The following is a 16,683-nucleotide window of genomic DNA, read 5'->3' on the forward strand; positions in this document are numbered from 1 at the left end:
CCGAACAATAGCGGCTACGGCGTTAGTCAGGTGCCGCGGACGGGCCGGCAATTGACTCGCCCTGCAGGGCAGGCGCGGGGTGTTTTATAAAGACTCCCCCGTTGCCGATTGCGCGGCCTGTGCGGTGGGCTTGGGTCGTGGACTGCCGCCCATTGCATGGAACAGTGTGGCCGTGTCCGCCAACCGGGTGGAGGCGTAGTTCAGCTCGCGCAGGAGCGCCTGGATATAGTGCTGCTCGGCGGCGCGCCCTTGGTAGCCAGGCAAGGCCCCCAGCTCCACCCGGCGCATGGTGTTGCTGAACGATTGCTCAGCCGCCAGCCGTGCCGCTTCGGCTGCGGCCAAGGCTTCGTTGTCGGCTTCCAATGCGGCCAGGCTGTCGGCTACGTTGCGAAAGGCAGCGAGCACGGTCTGACGATAGGTCTCCACCGCCCCTTCATAGGTTTCGATCGCGGCGCGCCGTTGTGCGCGCAACGCGCCGCCATGGAAGATCGGCTGTGTAAGTCCCGCGCCGATACTCCAGATCAGTCCGCCCGACCCCGAGAGCGCGGTCGGCCAGTCAAAGCCGCCGCGTCCCATGGAGGCCGATAGCGACAGGCTGGGCAGCATCTGAGCCGTGCGAGCACCCACGTCGGCGGCTGTGCCCTCGAGAGCGGCCGCGGCTGCCTGCACGTCCATTCGGTTGGCTAGCAATTGTGACGGCACGCTCACCGGCACGTGGGGCGGCACCGAGATACGGTTGATTTCCAGATCAGGCGGAGCCTGATCTGGCGTGCGGCCCAGCAGCACCGCCAGTGCGTGACGCGTGGCCTGCCATTGGCTGCGCAGACCGGGCAGCGAGGCGGCCAGATCGCTGGCATTCTGGTCGGCGTCGAGCGCTTCTTGCTGTGAGGTCGAGCCGAGCTCGAAGCGGCGCCGCGCATCCTGCGCCACCTGGCGCGACAGTTCCACTTGGCGCGCAGTGAGCTCGACCTGCCGCGCTAGCGCGGCCGAGCGAATCGCGCCGGTCACGATATTGGCGGCGAGCGCGCGGCGCGAGGCCTCCAGGCGATGCGTCTGCTGGTCCACACGTGCAGCCAGGGCTGCGTTGGCGTAGCGCGCCGCACCGAATAGATCGAAGGTGTACTGCGCGCGTAGCTGGCCCACGAAGGTGTTGTAGAGCATAGTGGGCGGCTGCGCCGTCGGCATGATGAGCGCATCTTGCCGGTCGACTTGAGTGCCCGCGTCGATGCTGGGTAGCAGCGACTCACCGATTTGTGAGCGTAATTGCTCGCGCGCGGCGGCAAGGTTGCGGTCGGCTGCGGCCAGGTCCGGACTGTTGGAGAGGCCTTCGCGCACCAGCGCATCGAGTTCAGGCGAGCCGAACAGGGTCCACCAATCCGCGGCGGGCACGGCCGCGGCGTCAAAGGCCTGCGCCACGCCGAGTGCGGTTGCGCTCTGGGCCGGCATCGGCGTCACGCCGTAATGCACGGGTGCCGGCATGTCAGGTGCCTTGCCTTCGGGGCTCAGCGCGCAGCCGGCCAGGCTCAGGGCCAGCAGGCTCAGACTCAGCGTGCGGCGCGTGCGATGCGCCGAAACAAAGGAGGATAGATGCGTCTTCACGTAGCGTTGCTCGCGGCGTGGGGGTGGATCTGCTGGCTGGCATCTGCGCCCGGCGGCACACTGGGCGATTCGTTGCGCTCGTTGTTGCGCACGCGGAACCAAGCTGCATACAACGCAGGCAGGAAGAACACGGTGAGTACGGTGGCGCTGGTGATGCCACCCATTAGCGCGGTGGCCATGGGGCCGAAGAAATTGCTGCGCAACAGTGGGATCAGCGCGAGCACCGCGGCGGCGGCAGTGAGTGCGATGGGTCGGAAACGCCGCACGGTGGCGTTAACGATGGCGTCGACGCGCGCATGACCGGCGGCGATGTCCTGTTCGATCTGGTCCACCAAGATCACCGAGTTTCGCATGATGATGCCGAACATCGCGATCACGCCGAGCATGGCGACGAAGCCGAAGGGCTTGGCGAGCAGCAGCAGTGCTATCACTACGCCGATCAGGCCGAGCGGCGCGGTAAGCACCACCATCATCACGCGTGAGAAGCTCTGCAACTGGATCATGAGTAAAGTGAGTACCACGACCGCCATGAGCGGCATCTGCGCCATGATCGAGCGCTGGCCTTTTACGCTTTCCTCGACCGAGCCGCCAATCTGAATACGATAGCCCACCGGCAGTTCGGCACGCAGTTCGTTGAACTGGGCATCGAGCTGATGGGTCACGTCGATGCCCTGCGCGGTGCCCACGACGTCGGATTGCACAGTGATGGTGGGCTGGCGGTCGCGCTCCCAAATCACGCCGTATTCGAGTGCATAGTGCACGCGGCCCAGGCTGCCCAGAGGCACAGGGCCATTGGGTGTGGGCATCGACAGCGTTTCGAGCTGCGACGGATCGATGCGTTCGTTGGCGGGCGCACGCAGGTCCACGGCGATCAGCTTATCGCGCTCGCGGTATTGTGTGACGGTGGTGCCCGACAGCGTCATGGCGAGAAACGCCGACACGTCGGAGGAGGTCACACCTACCTCGCGTGCCTTGTTTTGGTCTACCTCGAAGCGCACTGATCGTTCCGACGGTTCGTCCCAATCGAACTGCACATTGGTTGTGCGGGCATCGGCGCGCATTACTCCGGCCAGTTTTTCGGCAATACCGCGCACGGTTTCGATGTTGTCGCCCGACACTCGGAACTGCACCGGAAAGCCCACCGGTGGACCATTTTCCAGGCGCGAGAGACGTGTCCGCACTGCCGGGTACTGCTCCCGCAGGATTGGTGTCAGCCATTTTGACAGCTCTTCGCGCTCTTGTACGGAATGCGCTGTGACGATGAACTGGGCGAAGTTGGGTTGCGATAGCTTCTGGTCGAGCGGCAGATAGAAGCGCGGCGCGCCGGTGCCCACAAAGCTCACCATGTGGGCGACCTCGGGCCGGTCTTTCAAGGTTTCTTCGAGGCGCAGCACTTGGCGTTTGGTGGCTTCAAACGAGGCGCCTTCGACCAGGCTCACGTCGATCAGCAACTCGGGCCGGTCGGAGCTGGGGAAGAACTGCTGAGGCACCAGTGAAAAAGCGGCCATGGCGCCCACGAATAGCAGCACGGTGCTACCCAGCACCCAGAACCGTCTCTCCACGCAGCGCGCTACCCAGCCGCGTAGCCGCCGGTAAAAGCGCGTGTCGTAGATGTCGTGTTCGTGATCGTCGGACAGGCTGGCGTCCTTCTTGCGCTCGGGCAGAAGCCGGTAGCCCAGCAGCGGGATCAGCACCACGGCGGCGAACCACGACGCGATCAGCGCGATGGCCGATACCTGGAATATCGAGCGCGTGTATTCGCCGGTGCCGGATTCGGCAAGCGCGATCGGCAGAAAGCCTGCCACCGTGACCAGCGTCCCGGTCAACATCGGAAAGGCGGTGCTGGTGTAGGCGAACGCGGCCGCGCGGGTGCGATTCCAACCCTGCTCCAGCTTTACTGCCATCATCTCGGCCGCGATGATGGCGTCGTCGACCAGCAACCCCAGTGCCAGCACCAGCGTGCCGAGCGAGACCTTGTGCAGGCCTATGCCGAACAGATACATGAAGAGCGCGGTAATGGCCAGTACGATGGGGATCGAGATCACCACCACCATGCCGTTGCGCATGCCCAACGACACCAAGCTCACCAGCAGCACGATTACGACCGCCTCGGCAACGGAACGCAGGAATTCGTCGACCGAATGCGAGACCGCGTGTGGCATGCTTGAGACCTGCGTGAGTGTGAGTCCGGCGGGCAGGAACTCGCTCAGCTGGGCGGTCTGAATATCGAGGGCTTGGCCCAGTTTGATCACGTTGCCGTTGGGCTGCATGGTGATGCCAATGCCGAGTACGCGTTTGCCGCCAGCGCGCATTTCGGTCACGGGAGGATCGATATAGCCTCGCCGGATCGTCGCGATGTCGCCTAGCCGCACGGTGCTGCCGTTCACGCGGAGCAGGGTCTCGGCCAGTGCGCGCATGTCCTGGATCTGGCCGGATGGCCGCACGAAGATGCGGTCGTCGGCGGTGGTGAGCGTGCCGGCAGCATTGACGCCGTTCTGCGCATCGATGGCACGCCCGATCACTTCGGGCGAGATGCCCAGCCGCGTGAGCTGCGCATTGGGAATCTCAACATAGATGCGTTCTTCTTGCTCGCCGAAATAATCGACCTTGGCCACTCCCGGCACGCGCAGTAGCACGGTGCGCATCGCATCGGCATAATCACGCAGGGTGGCGGGCGAGAAACCGTCGCCTTCGAGTGTATAGATGTTGGTGTAGACGTCGCCGAACTCGTCATTGAAGAATGGGCCTTGCACACCGCGCGGCAACGTGGCCTGGATGTCGCCCACCTTCTTGCGTACCTGGTACCACTCCTCGGGCACGTCCTTGGCCGGTGCGGAATCCTTCATGGTGAAGAACACCAGCGACTCGCCGGGCCGCGAATAGCTGCGTATGAAGTCGGTGTAAGGCGTCTCCTGCAGTTTCTTGGCGATGCGGTCGGTGACCTGTTCGCGTATCTGGTCTGCGGTGGCGCCGGGCCAGAAGGTCCTGATTACCATCACACGGAATGTGAACGGTGGATCCTCGGATTGCGCCAACTGCGAATACGACAGCACGCCGAGCAGCGTGGCCAGCGAGATCAGGAACACCACCAGGGCCTGATGGCGTAGAGCCCAGGCAGACAGATTGAAACGCCCCTCTTCGTGGCGATGCGTGTCGTTGGTGCGGGGGGCGGGCGCGCTCACGAGGCGAAGTCCTCGGGATGCAGCGGTGCCACGGGTTTGACCTTCTGGCCAGCAGATACAGTGTGCACGCCCTGCCAGACCACCCGCTCGCCCGCCTTGATACCGGCCGACAGTACCACGTGGCGGTCGGTGTAGCGCGCGATTTCCACGCGCCGTAACTCCAGCACGTTGTCGCTGGGCTTGACCACCCAGACAGCGGGTGCCGGGCCATCATGGAATAGGGCGGTAGCAGGCAGAGTGAAGGTAGTGTCTGGACCGCTCATGGTATCGAAGGCGATGTTGGCGGTCATGCCAAGCCGGGCGTGCTCGGCGCCCTGCACGGTGAGCTTGATATGGAAGGTGCGGCGCTGCGGGTCGGCGGCTGGCGCCAGCTCGCGCACGGTGGCGTCGAAGGCTTCGCCAGGCGCGGCGGGTAGCGTCACAATGGCCTGCTGACCCACCTTGAGGCGGGCCAGCAGGCTTTCGGGTATATCGGCCACGGCATCGATGTCGCCCGACCAAGCCAGGCTATAGACGGCCTGGCCCGCGGACACGTTTTGCCCGGTATCAGCCTGTTCAGCGGTGATCACGCCTGCATGGTCGGCGACCAGCGTGGTGTAGTTGAGCTGGTCGGCCGCCAGTGCCGCTTGCTGCGCGGCACTATCGCGCTGGGCCAGCGCGGCGGCATACGTATTCTGCGATTGTTCGAGCTGGCTGGCAGCGATCAATTGCTCGCGCGCCTGGGCACGATCACGGGTGAGCTGCTGGCGGGCATAGTCGAGCTGGTGTTGCGCGGCGGTCAGTTGCGACTTTGCTCTGGCTGCGTTTTTTGCGGTCTCGGACGGATCGAGCCGGGCCACCGTCTGGCCTGCTGTCACCATGTCGCCCAGCCGCACCTTGCGCTCGATGATCTTGCCGCTCACTCGGAACGACAGCGGCGTGGTGTAGCGCGCGTCGATACGGCCCGGCACGCTCAGACGCGGGGCGCTGTGATCAGACTGGGCTGGCATGGCCACGACGGTGCGCGGCGGCGCGGCAGTTTCGTCCTTGCCACCGCAACCGGCCAGCATGGCCAGGCACAGCGGCGTGGCTATCAGAACGGCACGCCGCAGGCCGGCGGAGAAAGGGCGGCGAGCGACAGCGCGGGCGGAGGTTCGGAACACGGCATATCTCGATGCGGTTCGGGCGGCGGTCAACCGGATTTGGCTGGTGTCGCACGAAAACAAGGTCGAATTCTAATTCATAAATGTATTTAAATACAATAATGAATCTGAAATTAGGCGCCGATGCTACACTCCACAGCATGGTAAAAGTCCGATTGACACGCGAGCAAAGCCGGGAGCAGACGCGCCAGCGCTTGCTGGACGCGGCACAGACCTTGTTCCTCGCCAAGGGATACCTGGCCAGCAGTGTGGAGGACATCGCAGAGGAGGCGGGCTACTCGCGCGGCGCCTTCTATTCGAACTTCGCCTCCAAGGCGGAAATGTTCCTCGAACTGCTGCGGCGTGATCACGAAACTGTCATGAGCGAGATGGCTGCCCTGTTCGACGACCGGGCCAGCCGCGCCGAGATGGAGGCGCGCGTCGTGGCCTTCTACAGTCAGAAGCACCGCGACAACAAATGCTTCCTGCTTTGGATCGAGGCCAAGCTGCAGTCGGCGCGAGATCCGGTGTTCCGGAACGGATTTTTGTCATTCCTGCGCGAGCAGCGCGCCACCATTGCCGAATTCGCCCGGCAATTCTCAGCCCGTGTGGGCACGCCCCTGACGATGCCGCCAGAGCAGCTCGCGCTGGGCCTGCTGGCGCTTTCCGAAGGTATGCAGTTCAGCTATGCCTTCGATCCCCAGGAGGTGTCGGCCGAGCTGGCCCAGGTCGTACTCGCGGGCTTTTTTGAACGCGTGGTATTCGACCGTCCGCCTGCGACGGGGCCGTCCGCTTGTTCTTTGCCCGACGCGCCATAGGTTCTTCGCCGCAGCCGCATGACATGCGAGAGTTTGCCTATCCTCTCTGACAAGTACCGGCGAAGGGAGTCATGCGATTTGCTTCGTCATTCCATTAATTACAGCGCATTGACCTAGCTGTTGATGCCGGCAAGACGCTGTGCGATTCCTGCCATCATCATTGCCGAAATCTCGTCGTTCAGCTTGCCGAGAAAACGCATGGCCTGGTGATAGTCTCCTTTTACGGCCAGCTTGTCGGCCGCCATGATCAACGCCATGTCGCGGCGTGGCTCATCAATCTTCATCACCAAGTCATAGGCGATGTCTGATTTGCCCAGCAATGCGAATTGCGCTGGCACAGCGCTCATATAGTGCCTCAGGGCCGCGCCTTGCGGGCCGGGTCCGGGGCGAAGCGCCAGGATCTCGTTCAGCAGCTTTTCCGATTTGGTGATTTCTTCTGCGCGGGTAAGCGCCTCTGCGACGATCAGCAGGGTCTGCGCTTTGTCGAGCGGTGCAGAGAGCGCAGACGCTTGCGCGGCAGTGTCGTCCAGCAGGGTTTGTGCCTCGTCCGCCTTGCCATTCTGTCGCAGAGCTCCGGCAAGCTTTGGCGCAAGCCGAAGCACGGCGGCGCGCTCCGGCGCTTGCGCCATGGATCGGCGGGCGCTCGCGATGGCAGCTGTGCGATCTTCGGAGGCGGGCAGGCCAACGGACAGGCCCGTCCAGATCGCGAACTCGAATGCCGAGGGGCCGCCCTCTGCGATCACCTTGACCAAATCCGTGGCAACCGTTGCTGCTGCCTTCGGGTCGATCGATGCCCACGTCTCGAAGATCTGGAAGATTTGTTCGGGCTCCAACGACAATCCCTGGTCCAGGGCCTTGTCCATCGATTCACTGAGATACTGCGCGGCTTCATCCTTGAATCCGATCGCAGCCTGTGATTTTGCAACCTGGACCATCAGCGCAAGCAGCATGGGATTCATCGGAATGCGATGACGGTAATCGGCGATCTCCGCAAGGATAGCGCGCCCCTCGTTCGGTGACCCTGCATCCGCAAAGGCCTGCGCGATCGATTCACTCTGTCTTGTGGTGTCCAGGCGGGTGAGTGTGCCCTTTTTATCGGTCAGTAGCGCATCGGCCTCGCGCAGCGTCTCCAGCGCCCGCGCCTTGTCACCCTGAAGCATCAGGATTTTGGCGTAGGAGGTGAGGAATTCGGCCTTTCCTGTGGCGGTGGGCAGCTCGCGATAGGAGGTCATCGCTTGATCGATCTTGCCATCGAAAAGCTGTGCACTGGCCAGCGCCAGCATGATCCGTTGACGACGAAACTGATCCTGTTCCGGCGCAAGAAAGGTCTGGATGGTGTCGACCAGACAGGTCGTTGTGACGGTCTTGGAGCAATGCTCCACCACCGCTGCGCGTGCATTGGCCGGTTCGGAAGACGACGCCTGCCCCCACGAGGGAGAGGAAAGAAAAAGTGAAGCTGCAAAGAGAGTCAGATATTTGTTCATGGCAAGAGTCTAGGCGATTTGCGTCAGTACCATCATGACGTTTTGGCCTGTGCGTCCCAGGTGCCGGGCGAGTATTTCAGCGGCGCGCACGTCATCGCGGGCAATGGCGGCTTCGAATAGTGCCTGATGTTCTCCAGGCACATTTGCGTCCGGGGCGTGTCGAGTGAGGAAAAGGCGTCGATAACGATCGCTCAGATCGTGCAGGCTGCCGCAGAAACGCAGGAGCAACGGCATATCGCAGGCAGAGACCAGCGCCAGATGAAAGGCCCGGTGCGCTTTTTCCCATCCTTCGGGGCGCTGCCCCCCGTCTTCCAGGCGATGCAGCCGGTGATAGGCGGCAACCAATGCGTCTTCCCAAGCCTCGTCGCCTCGTTTCAACGACTCTTTCAGTGCCGTGATTTCCAGTTGCGTGCGCAGCACGGTGACTTCCCGCAGGTTTTCGGCGGACACCGGGGTGACCTGGTAACCGCGCTGGTCGGTGATTTGGACCAGGTCTTCGGCAGCCAGGCGAGTCAGGGCTTCGCGCAAGGGGCTCAGACTGACGTCGTATGTCTGGCGCAGTTCGTCCAGGCGCAGTCGCATGCCGGGCGGATAGGTGCCGTCCAGGATAGCGGCCCGAATCTGGATAGCGACTGAGGCCGTCAGGGATGTGCTGGCCTGAAGCTTTGGGGGGACAGGAGGAACCTGAGCTTTTTTCATGCCGCATATTGTAGCGCTGAGGCTAAAAAATCGATTTTAAAAATAAAATCGATTTTTTATTGACTTTGCCGACGGCTTCGTCAACCATAAAAAAGAGGCACGGCATGTTGCCGACCTGATACGTCTTGACGAAGGAGTCCGGTATGTCTGCATCTCGCATAGATGCTTCGGTCGTTGTTCAAGCCATGGGCGCGCCGCGCGATCCGGCCGCCCTGGAACGCCAAGCAGATAGTTATCGAGAATTGCTTGGTTATTTGCCGCCGCGAGTTGAGGCGCGTTTGCAGGTGACGGGTGCTCTGGATCCGGTCTTGGTCGACATGCAGGAGCAAATTCGAGCGCACGCCATGAATCCCCCGTGCTTCGACGGCAAGACGGCGCAACTGATGATCTTTGGCATGTTGATGGCGGAATTAAGTGATGCGGCGGTGATTCACGGTATTGCCGCACGCCGTGCGGGCGCGAGTTGGGAAGAGCTGCAGGCAGTGGTGAGCATGGCGTATTTGTTCCGCGGTGTGTCCGCGGCGAATCGGGGAGCGGATGTGCTGGCCCGCATTGCCGAACGCGAAGCACAAGCCCGTTGACGTTGTCATGGTTCAAAGGAGACATACATGAACAGCTCGAACGAGGCACGAGAACCCACGCGTTGTGCTGGCCCTGACCGTCATACTCGACAACCCCGTTTTCAGATGCCTGCGGGGGCATGTGATTGTCACGCCCATATTTTTGGTCCACAGGCGCAGTTTCCTTATTCGCCGCAGCGTAGCTATACGCCGGAGGACTGCACCGTTGATGACTACATCAAACTACTGGCGACGTTAGGCATCGATCGAGCCGTCATCGTGCATGGCGGTGCGCATGGAACGGATAACGCCGCCACGCTGAATGCGTTGGAACGCATGGGGTCCCGCGCGCGCGGCGTTGCAGTGATGCCGCCGGGTTGCCCATTGCCTGAACGTGAGCGCATGCATGCGTTAGGAATGCGTGGCTATCGTTTGTCTACCGTCGTGGGCGGGGGCGTAGGCTTCGATCAATTGGAGGCTTTGGCTGACGAGGCGCAACAGCTGGGTTGGCATCTGGTGCTGCATTTCAAGCATGCCGATGAATTGGTCGCGCTATTGCCACGGTTGCAGGCTTTGCGAGTCGACATTGTGTTGGATCACATGGCGCGTATACGCGGTGACGAAGGCGTGGACAGTCCCGCTTTTGAGGCGCTAGCAAGCTTGATGGACACGGGGCGTGCCTGGGTCAAGCTGGCGAGCTTATATCGACTGTCGTCGCAACCGTATCCTCATGCCGATATGTTGCCGATGATTCATCGTGTGGCAAAACACTGGCCTGACCGCATTATCTGGGGCAGCAATTGGCCGCACCCGATCTGCAATGTGTCTATGCCAAACGACGGCGATCTGGTCGACCTGATTCCCTTGTGGGTGCCCGATACGGCAGTTCAGCAAAAACTATTGGTGGACAACCCGGCCGCGTTGTACGGGTTTTGATTCGAAAAACGGTTTGACGGGGATGCTGCATAACGTTGCACCCGGTCGCAGCCATAAAAAAAGCTCAATATAAAAATGACGGAGACAAGTTATGTTCAAGCAAGTCCGGCGTATGCTGGCGAGCGCCGCTGTAGTGGCATCGCTGTGTGCCAACGCAGCGTTGGCGGCGAGTTATCCCGAGCGCGCAGTGACCATTGTTGTGCCGTTCCCGGCGGGGGGGACCACGGACGTGGTAGCACGTGTCCTCGCTGAAAAACTATCGGGCATTCTCAAGCAGCCGGTGATCGTTGAGAACAAGCAAGGAGCCGGAGGAAATATCGGTGCAGCCTATGTGGCGCGTGCCAAAGCGGACGGCTATACCTTGATGGTGTCCAGCGCAGGTCCATTGAGTATTAATCAGCAGCTATATGCGAATCCTGGGTATGACCCTATTCGCGATTTTGCACCGGTGTCTCTGTTGGCATCGGTACCGATCATGTTGGCGGCGAATCCCAAGGCGCCGTTCCATTCAGTGGCAGAGCTGATCGCCTACGCTAAACAACATCCGGGGCGAGTGGCATATGGATCGCAAGGCAGCGGTACAACGAGTCATTTGACGATGGAGCTGCTCAAGTTGGAAACCGGCATCGACTTGCAGCACATTCCCTATCGCGGCAGCGCGCCCGCAGCTACGGATTTGATGGGCGGGCAAATTCAAGTGATGTTTGATAATTCACCCACGACCTATCCGCAAGTGCAGGCCGGCAAGATGCGGGCGCTGGGCGTGGCTTCGGCAAAACGGCTCGACAGCATGAAAGATATCCCCGCGATCGCAGAAACCGTGCCCAGCTTTGAATCGGAGGCGTGGTTTGGTTTAGTCGCCCCTGCGGGAACGCCGGAGGATGTCGTCGATAGTCTGAATCGCGCGGTGAGGCAAGTGCTGTCGAATACCGAGGTGATCAAGCGTTTCGACGAGGTCGGGGTACGGCTGGTGGGAGATACTCCTCAGGCGTTCGGTCAATTCATTCGCGCTGAGAAGGACAAGTGGGGAAAGATCATCAAGGCGACAGGTATGCAATTGGGCTAAGCATGATCTGAGCGCTGCACCGATGGATAAATCGCCGTAGGCAGGGGAAAGGCTCCTCTGTGCTACGGCGATTTTGTTCTTGCCGTCGTCCGATCAGAACCGATAGGTCGCGCTCATCGTGACCGTACGCCGTTGCCCATAGAAGCAATCGCCGCGGTTCAGGCATGTGACCTCGTAGGTTTTGTCGGCAATGTTGTTCACGTTGAGCGCGTAGCGCCATGCGCCGCTGTCATAGGCCAACATCGCGTCGAACAAGGTGACCGATGGGGTTTCTGGTGCGGCGCCATCGGTGAACGAACCCAGGTAGCGTACGCCCGCACCCGCCGAAAAGCCGGGCATGCTGGCCACAGCAAAGCGATATTTACCCCACAGCGACGCCATGTGTTTGGGCACGGGCTCCAGATCGGAGTCTATGTCGGTGTAGATATAGTTGGCGATGACGTCCAGTTGTTTGGTCACGCGGCCGCGCAGTTCCAGTTCTATGCCTCGTGTCTTGGTCTTGCCTGCCTGAATCTGGTTGTTTGGGTTGGATGGGTCGGGAGCCTGGCGGTTTTTCTCGCGCAGGTCGTAGGCTGCTGCGGTGAACTCCAGATCGGAGTCCGGCGGCATGTATTTCAAGCCGAGTTCCCATTGTTTGCCGCGCATCGGCTTCCATCGATTGCCATAGATGTCCGTGCCGCCGATCGGGGTGAATGACTCGCTGTAGCTGATGTATGGCGACAGGCCGTTGTCTGCAGCGTAGAGCAAACCGAATCGTTTGGTCGTCGCGTTGTCGACTTCGCGGTCGTTGCCTTCGATATCGGTCTGGGCACGGTCGTGGCGGATCCCTGCGACAAAGATCCAGTTTTGATAACGCATCTGGTCTTGCGCGTAAAAACCGAGTTGCTGTTGTTTCGTCTTGGGCGTATCGCTGAGATCGTATTCCGGGATGTTGCCGTAAACAGGATGGTAGACGTTCAACGGGCTGCCGAGGCCCGTGGCTTCTTGTCCCGTTTCGCGATAGCGGCTGTAGTCAGCACCAAACAACAAGGTATGCTGGGTCGAGCCCCAATCCACCTTGCCTTCTACGTTTTGATCGACCAACAACGTACGCATGCGTGGCTTGTGCACGTAATAGTAGCGGTTGAGCGTCATTTGCTCGGGGTCGATGTAGGGGGCTTCGGGATTCGAATACGAGTCCGGATACATCGACTTGTAGTCGACTTTGCTGATCGTATTGCGGAAACTCTGCCGCACGGTCCAGCGATCATTGAACTTGTGTTCAAACAGCCAGCCTACGCTGAATTGCTCGGTGTCATAGGCATCGAAACCCGGTTCGCTGGCAAAGCGGCGCGTGGGAATTTGACCGTTGGGGTTATGGCTGACGCTGCCGCTCCAGGGCAGGAACGATTGCGTGGTGCCGGTTTTGTCTTTTTGGAAATAACCTTGCAGCGTCAGCGAGGTGGCGGCGCTGGGTTGCCACGTGAGCGAGGGGGCAAGCATCAGCCGGTCGTCGCCGACGTGTTGCACTTGCGTGTCGCTGTCACGAGCGACCGCGACGACACGATAGAGCCATTGGCCGTCCTCGGTGACCGGGCCGGTCAGGTCGGCCTGGATTTCTTTGCGATTGTGATTGCCCAGGATGACGCCGATTTCGTGCTGGGCCTCGGCTAAGGGACGTTTGCTGACCAGGTTCAACACGCCGCCGGTGCTGCCTTGGCCGTACAACATGGACGATGGGCCGCGCAGGACTTCGAGCCGTTCCAGCGCGTAAATATCGGTGCGCGGGTTGTTGTAGCTGAAGAACTGGCGCAGGCCATCCAGATACTGCACGGGCTCGACGCCGCGTACGCGAACGTAGTCGGCGCGATTGTCGACGCCGTAGGCGTTGGGGCGCACGCCGGCGGCGTAATTCAGCGCGTCCTGGACATTTTGCGCGCCCTGGTCGACGAATTGTTCACGCGGGATCACCGTGATGGCTTGCGGTGTTTCCAGCAACGGGGTGTCTGTCTTTGTGCCTGTGGCGCTGCGCGTCGCCACATAACCCTCGACGGGGCTGGTGGCGGTTTCCTGGGCGCCAGTGACGCGTACCGTTGGCAGTGTCGCGGCTTCCGTGTCGGTGCCTTGAGCTTGGGCAAAAAACGGGGCCAGGCTGGCGGTCAATAGGGCCAAGGTAAAGGCGGGCGTCTTGCGGACGGGTGTCGCAGGCAAATAACGGTTCAACAGAATCCCCAGATTAGAAAAATGTATCCGATAGTGATAATGATTTGTATTAATTTTATCGAATTATAGTGGGGCTTTGGGAAACTGCAGAGATGGGCTGACCTCGGTATGTCAGATGAGTGGTTTTTACGAGCGAGAGCCGGGTTTCAGTTCGCGGCGCAAGATTTTCCCGACGGCGCTGCGCGGCAACTCATCGCGGAATTCGACGTGGCGAGGGACCTTGTAGCCGGTCAGGTGCTGGCGGCAGTGAGCGATCAGGGTGGCGGCATCCAGTGAAGGGTCGCGGCGGATGACGAACAGTTTGACCGCTTCGCCCGAGCGCTCGTCGGGTACGCCGATGGCGGCGACCTCGCGTACGCCGGGGTGCAGGGCGGCGGCGTCTTCGACTTCGTTGGGATAGACGTTAAAGCCTGATACCAGGATCAGATCTTTCTTACGATCGACCAGATAGACGTAGCCGCGTTCATCGACATAGCCCATGTCTCCTGTGCGCAGAAAACCATCGGGATGAAAGACCAGGGCAGTTTCGGCGGGTTGTTTCCAGTAGCCCGACATGACTTGCGGGCCGCGTACGCAGAGTTCGCCGGTTTCGCCTGGCGGCAGTTCACGGCCGTCATCGTCGCGGATGGATATCTCGGTAGAGGGGACCGGCAGGCCGATGGAGCCGGTAAAGGTGCTGACATCCAGGGGATTCAAGGTGACCGCGGGCGAGGTCTCCGTGAGACCGTAGGCTTGGCATAGCGAGACGCCGGTCACCTCGCGCCAGCGTTGGGCTACTGCGCGTTGGATGGCCATGCCGCCGCCGAGTGTGATGCGCAGCCGGGAAAAATCCAGCTTGGCAAAGTCGGGATGATTCAGCAATGCGCAAAACAGGGTATTGACGCCGGTGAGCGCACTAAAGGGTGTTTTGCGCAGGGCCTTGATGAAGGCAGGCAGATCGCGTGGGTCGGGAATCAGCAGGTTGCGTGCGCCCAGTTTGATGAAGGTCAGGCAATTGGCTGTGAGGGCGAACACGTGATAAAGCGGCAGGGCAGTGACGATGCATTCCTCGCCCTCGCGCAGATGTCCGCGTATCCACGCATGGGCCTGACACAGATTGGCCAGCATGTTGCCGTGGCTGAGCACGGCGGCCTTGGCGACACCGGTGGTGCCGCCCGTGTATTGCAGAAACGCAGGGTCGGCGCGCGTCAGAGTGGGTGGGCGCAGCGACAGGCCACGCCCGGCAGCCAGTGCGGTACGCAGGCGCACGGTGCCGGGCAGTGACCATGCCGGAACTTTGCGTTTGATGTGGCGCACGGCCAGATCGACCACGCGGCCTTTGATGGGGCCCAGCAATTCGCCTATGGAGGTGACGACGATGTGGCGCAGGGCGGTATGCGGCAATGCCTTTTGCAGGGTATGGGCAAAGTTCTCGGCGATGATGATGGCCTGCGCGCCGGCATCGCCCAATTGGTGTGCCAGCTCATGGGCGGTATAGAGCGGATTGCAGTTCACGACGACGCAGCCTGCACGCAATGCCCCGAACAGGCAGATGGGATATTGCAGCAGATTGGGCAGCATCAGCGCGACACGGTCGCCTTGGCGCAGACCGCGTGATTGCAGCCATGCGGCAAAATCGCGCGACAGACGATCGAACTCGGCGTAGGTGATCGTGGTGCCAAGACTCGTGTACGCAGGGTTGCCGGCAAAACGCCGACAACTATCGTCGAGTATCGTCAGCAGCGATTCGTAGGGCGCAGTGTCAATGTCGGCAGGGACGCCGGGCGGGTAATGATCGAGCCAGATGCGTTCCATATGTCGAGTCGATGCGAGCTACAGTGCCTCGAATATACCGGCTGCACCCATACCGGTGCCAACACACATCGTGACCATGCCGTATTTGCCGCCGGTGCGCCGCAGGCCGTGCACGACGGTGGCGGTGCGGATCGCACCTGTCGCGCCCAAGGGGTGGCCCAACGCAATCGCGCCGCCCAGCGGATTGACCTTGGTTGGGTCCAACTGCAGGTCGCGCATGACGGCCAATGATTGCGCGGCGAACGCCTCGTTGAGTTCGATCCAGTCCAGATCCTGTTGTGCGATGCCGGTTTGTGCGAGGGCTTTGGGAATGGCCATTTTGGGGCCGATGCCCATGATTTCGGGGGGAACTCCCGCGACCGAGAAACCCACCACGCGCGCCAGAGGAGCGAGATTGAGTTCACGCAGAATACGCTCGGACACGAGCACGACGGCGGCGGCGCCATCGGACATCTGCGAGCTGTTGCCTGCGGTCACGGAGCCGCGCGCGGCAAACACGGGACGCAGTTTGGCGAGCGCCTCGGCGTTGGTGTCTGGGCGTGGGCCTTCGTCGTGTTCCGCCAGTTTCTCAACCGTACGTACGGTCCCTGCCTCGCCGGGCAGGTGCGTGACGGTCTGATAGGGCGTGATCTCGTCGTCGAAGTGTCCTGCGGCGATCGCGGCGCAGGCTTTTTGATGAGAGGCCAAGGCAAAGGCATCCTGGTCCTCGCGCGAGATCTTCCATTGGGCGGCGACTTTTTCTCCAGTCAGGCCCATGCCGTAGGCCATGCCCAGGTTTTCATCGTGCGCAAAAATCTCGGGATTGATGGCGACTTTATTTCCCATGATTTGCGGCATGGCGCTCATCGATTCGGTGCCGGCGGCAATCATGACGTCGGCCATGCCCAACCGGATTCGCGCGGCAGCATCGGCAACGGCCTGTAAGCCAGAGGCGCAAAAACGATTGACCGTAACGCCCGGTACATTGTCCGGCAGACCGGCGAGCAGCAGGCTCATGCGGGCGACGTTCATACCTTGTTCGGCTTCGGGCATGGCGCAGCCCGCGATGACGTCTTCGACGCGGGCGGGATCTAAAGCAGGGACCTGGGCCAGCGCGGCGCGCAGGGCGGCCGCCAGCATATCGTCGGGGCGGGTCGTAGCATAAAGGCCATTGCGCTTGCCCACGGGCAGGCGGGTGGCGGCGACGATATAGGCGTCTTGAATTTGTTTGCTCATCGGGAAT

Annotated in this window: 12 protein-coding genes; 4 read left to right on the plus strand and 8 right to left on the minus strand. The window is 61.3% G+C overall.

Annotated features, from left to right (window positions below; all coding sequences use genetic code 11):
- Nucleotides 1–84 precede the first annotated feature (84 nt).
- From ACYVI2_RS07035 to ACYVI2_RS07045, 3 genes are read right to left on the minus strand one after another with little or no spacing between them, the layout of a single operon-like run.
- Nucleotides 85–1,599 carry an efflux transporter outer membrane subunit gene (locus ACYVI2_RS07035; protein ID WP_415821684.1) on the minus strand — a complete coding sequence of 505 codons (1,515 nt, stop codon included), beginning with the start codon at nucleotides 1,597–1,599 and terminating at the stop codon, nucleotides 85–87.
- Nucleotides 1,596–4,781: an efflux RND transporter permease subunit gene (locus ACYVI2_RS07040; RefSeq protein ID WP_415821683.1), complete on the minus strand. Its 3,186-nt coding sequence runs from the start codon at nucleotides 4,779–4,781 to the stop codon at nucleotides 1,596–1,598. Before ACYVI2_RS07040 ends, ACYVI2_RS07035 begins: the two co-directional genes overlap by 4 nt.
- A complete protein-coding gene (locus tag ACYVI2_RS07045; RefSeq protein ID WP_415821700.1) occupies nucleotides 4,778–5,830 on the minus strand; it encodes an efflux RND transporter periplasmic adaptor subunit in 1,053 nt (350 codons plus the stop codon). The genes ACYVI2_RS07040 and ACYVI2_RS07045 overlap by 4 nt, the downstream gene beginning before the upstream one ends.
- A 233-nt stretch (nucleotides 5,831–6,063) precedes the next feature.
- On the opposite strand from ACYVI2_RS07045, the gene ACYVI2_RS07050 reads away from it, so the two are divergent.
- Entirely contained in the window at nucleotides 6,064–6,720 is a 657-nt protein-coding gene (locus ACYVI2_RS07050; RefSeq protein WP_415821699.1) for a TetR/AcrR family transcriptional regulator, read from the plus strand.
- Between the two features lie 113 nt (nucleotides 6,721–6,833).
- On the opposite strand, the gene ACYVI2_RS07055 is transcribed toward ACYVI2_RS07050, so the two are convergent.
- Together ACYVI2_RS07055 and ACYVI2_RS07060 are read right to left on the minus strand one after the other, a co-directional pair.
- Complete coding sequence (locus tag ACYVI2_RS07055) at nucleotides 6,834–8,003, minus strand: tetratricopeptide repeat protein (RefSeq protein WP_415821682.1); 1,170 nt, start codon at nucleotides 8,001–8,003, stop codon at nucleotides 6,834–6,836.
- A gap of 210 nt (nucleotides 8,004–8,213) precedes the next feature.
- Entirely contained in the window at nucleotides 8,214–8,903 is a 690-nt protein-coding gene (locus tag ACYVI2_RS07060) for a GntR family transcriptional regulator (protein WP_415821681.1), read from the minus strand.
- A gap of 143 nt (nucleotides 8,904–9,046) precedes the next feature.
- On the opposite strand from ACYVI2_RS07060, the gene ACYVI2_RS07065 reads away from it, so the two are divergent.
- The 3 genes from ACYVI2_RS07065 (at nucleotide 9,047) to ACYVI2_RS07075 (ending at nucleotide 11,465) form a co-directional block, all read left to right on the plus strand.
- Nucleotides 9,047–9,484 carry a carboxymuconolactone decarboxylase family protein gene (locus ACYVI2_RS07065; RefSeq protein ID WP_415821680.1) on the plus strand — a complete coding sequence of 146 codons (438 nt, stop codon included), beginning with the start codon at nucleotides 9,047–9,049 and terminating at the stop codon, nucleotides 9,482–9,484.
- Between the two features lie 27 nt (nucleotides 9,485–9,511).
- The gene (locus ACYVI2_RS07070; protein ID WP_415821679.1) at nucleotides 9,512–10,399 is read left to right on the plus strand and encodes an amidohydrolase family protein; all 888 of its coding nucleotides are present in this window, start codon (nucleotides 9,512–9,514) and stop codon (nucleotides 10,397–10,399) included.
- Between the two features lie 91 nt (nucleotides 10,400–10,490).
- Complete coding sequence (locus ACYVI2_RS07075; protein ID WP_415821678.1) at nucleotides 10,491–11,465, plus strand: Bug family tripartite tricarboxylate transporter substrate binding protein; 975 nt, start codon at nucleotides 10,491–10,493, stop codon at nucleotides 11,463–11,465.
- 93 nt (nucleotides 11,466–11,558) lie between these two features.
- On the opposite strand, the gene ACYVI2_RS07080 is transcribed toward ACYVI2_RS07075, so the two are convergent.
- The 3 genes from ACYVI2_RS07080 to ACYVI2_RS07090 all read right to left on the minus strand — a co-directional run bounded on the left by ACYVI2_RS07080 (nucleotide 11,559) and on the right by ACYVI2_RS07090 (nucleotide 16,676).
- A complete protein-coding gene (locus tag ACYVI2_RS07080) occupies nucleotides 11,559–13,667 on the minus strand; it encodes a TonB-dependent siderophore receptor (protein ID WP_415821677.1) in 2,109 nt (702 codons plus the stop codon).
- 126 nt (nucleotides 13,668–13,793) lie between these two features.
- Complete coding sequence (locus ACYVI2_RS07085; protein ID WP_415821676.1) at nucleotides 13,794–15,461, minus strand: AMP-binding protein; 1,668 nt, start codon at nucleotides 15,459–15,461, stop codon at nucleotides 13,794–13,796.
- 18 nt (nucleotides 15,462–15,479) lie between these two features.
- Nucleotides 15,480–16,676 carry an acetyl-CoA C-acyltransferase gene (locus ACYVI2_RS07090; protein ID WP_415821675.1) on the minus strand — a complete coding sequence of 399 codons (1,197 nt, stop codon included), beginning with the start codon at nucleotides 16,674–16,676 and terminating at the stop codon, nucleotides 15,480–15,482.
- Nucleotides 16,677–16,683 lie beyond the last annotated feature (7 nt).

The organism is Bordetella tumbae (assembly GCF_054780995.1).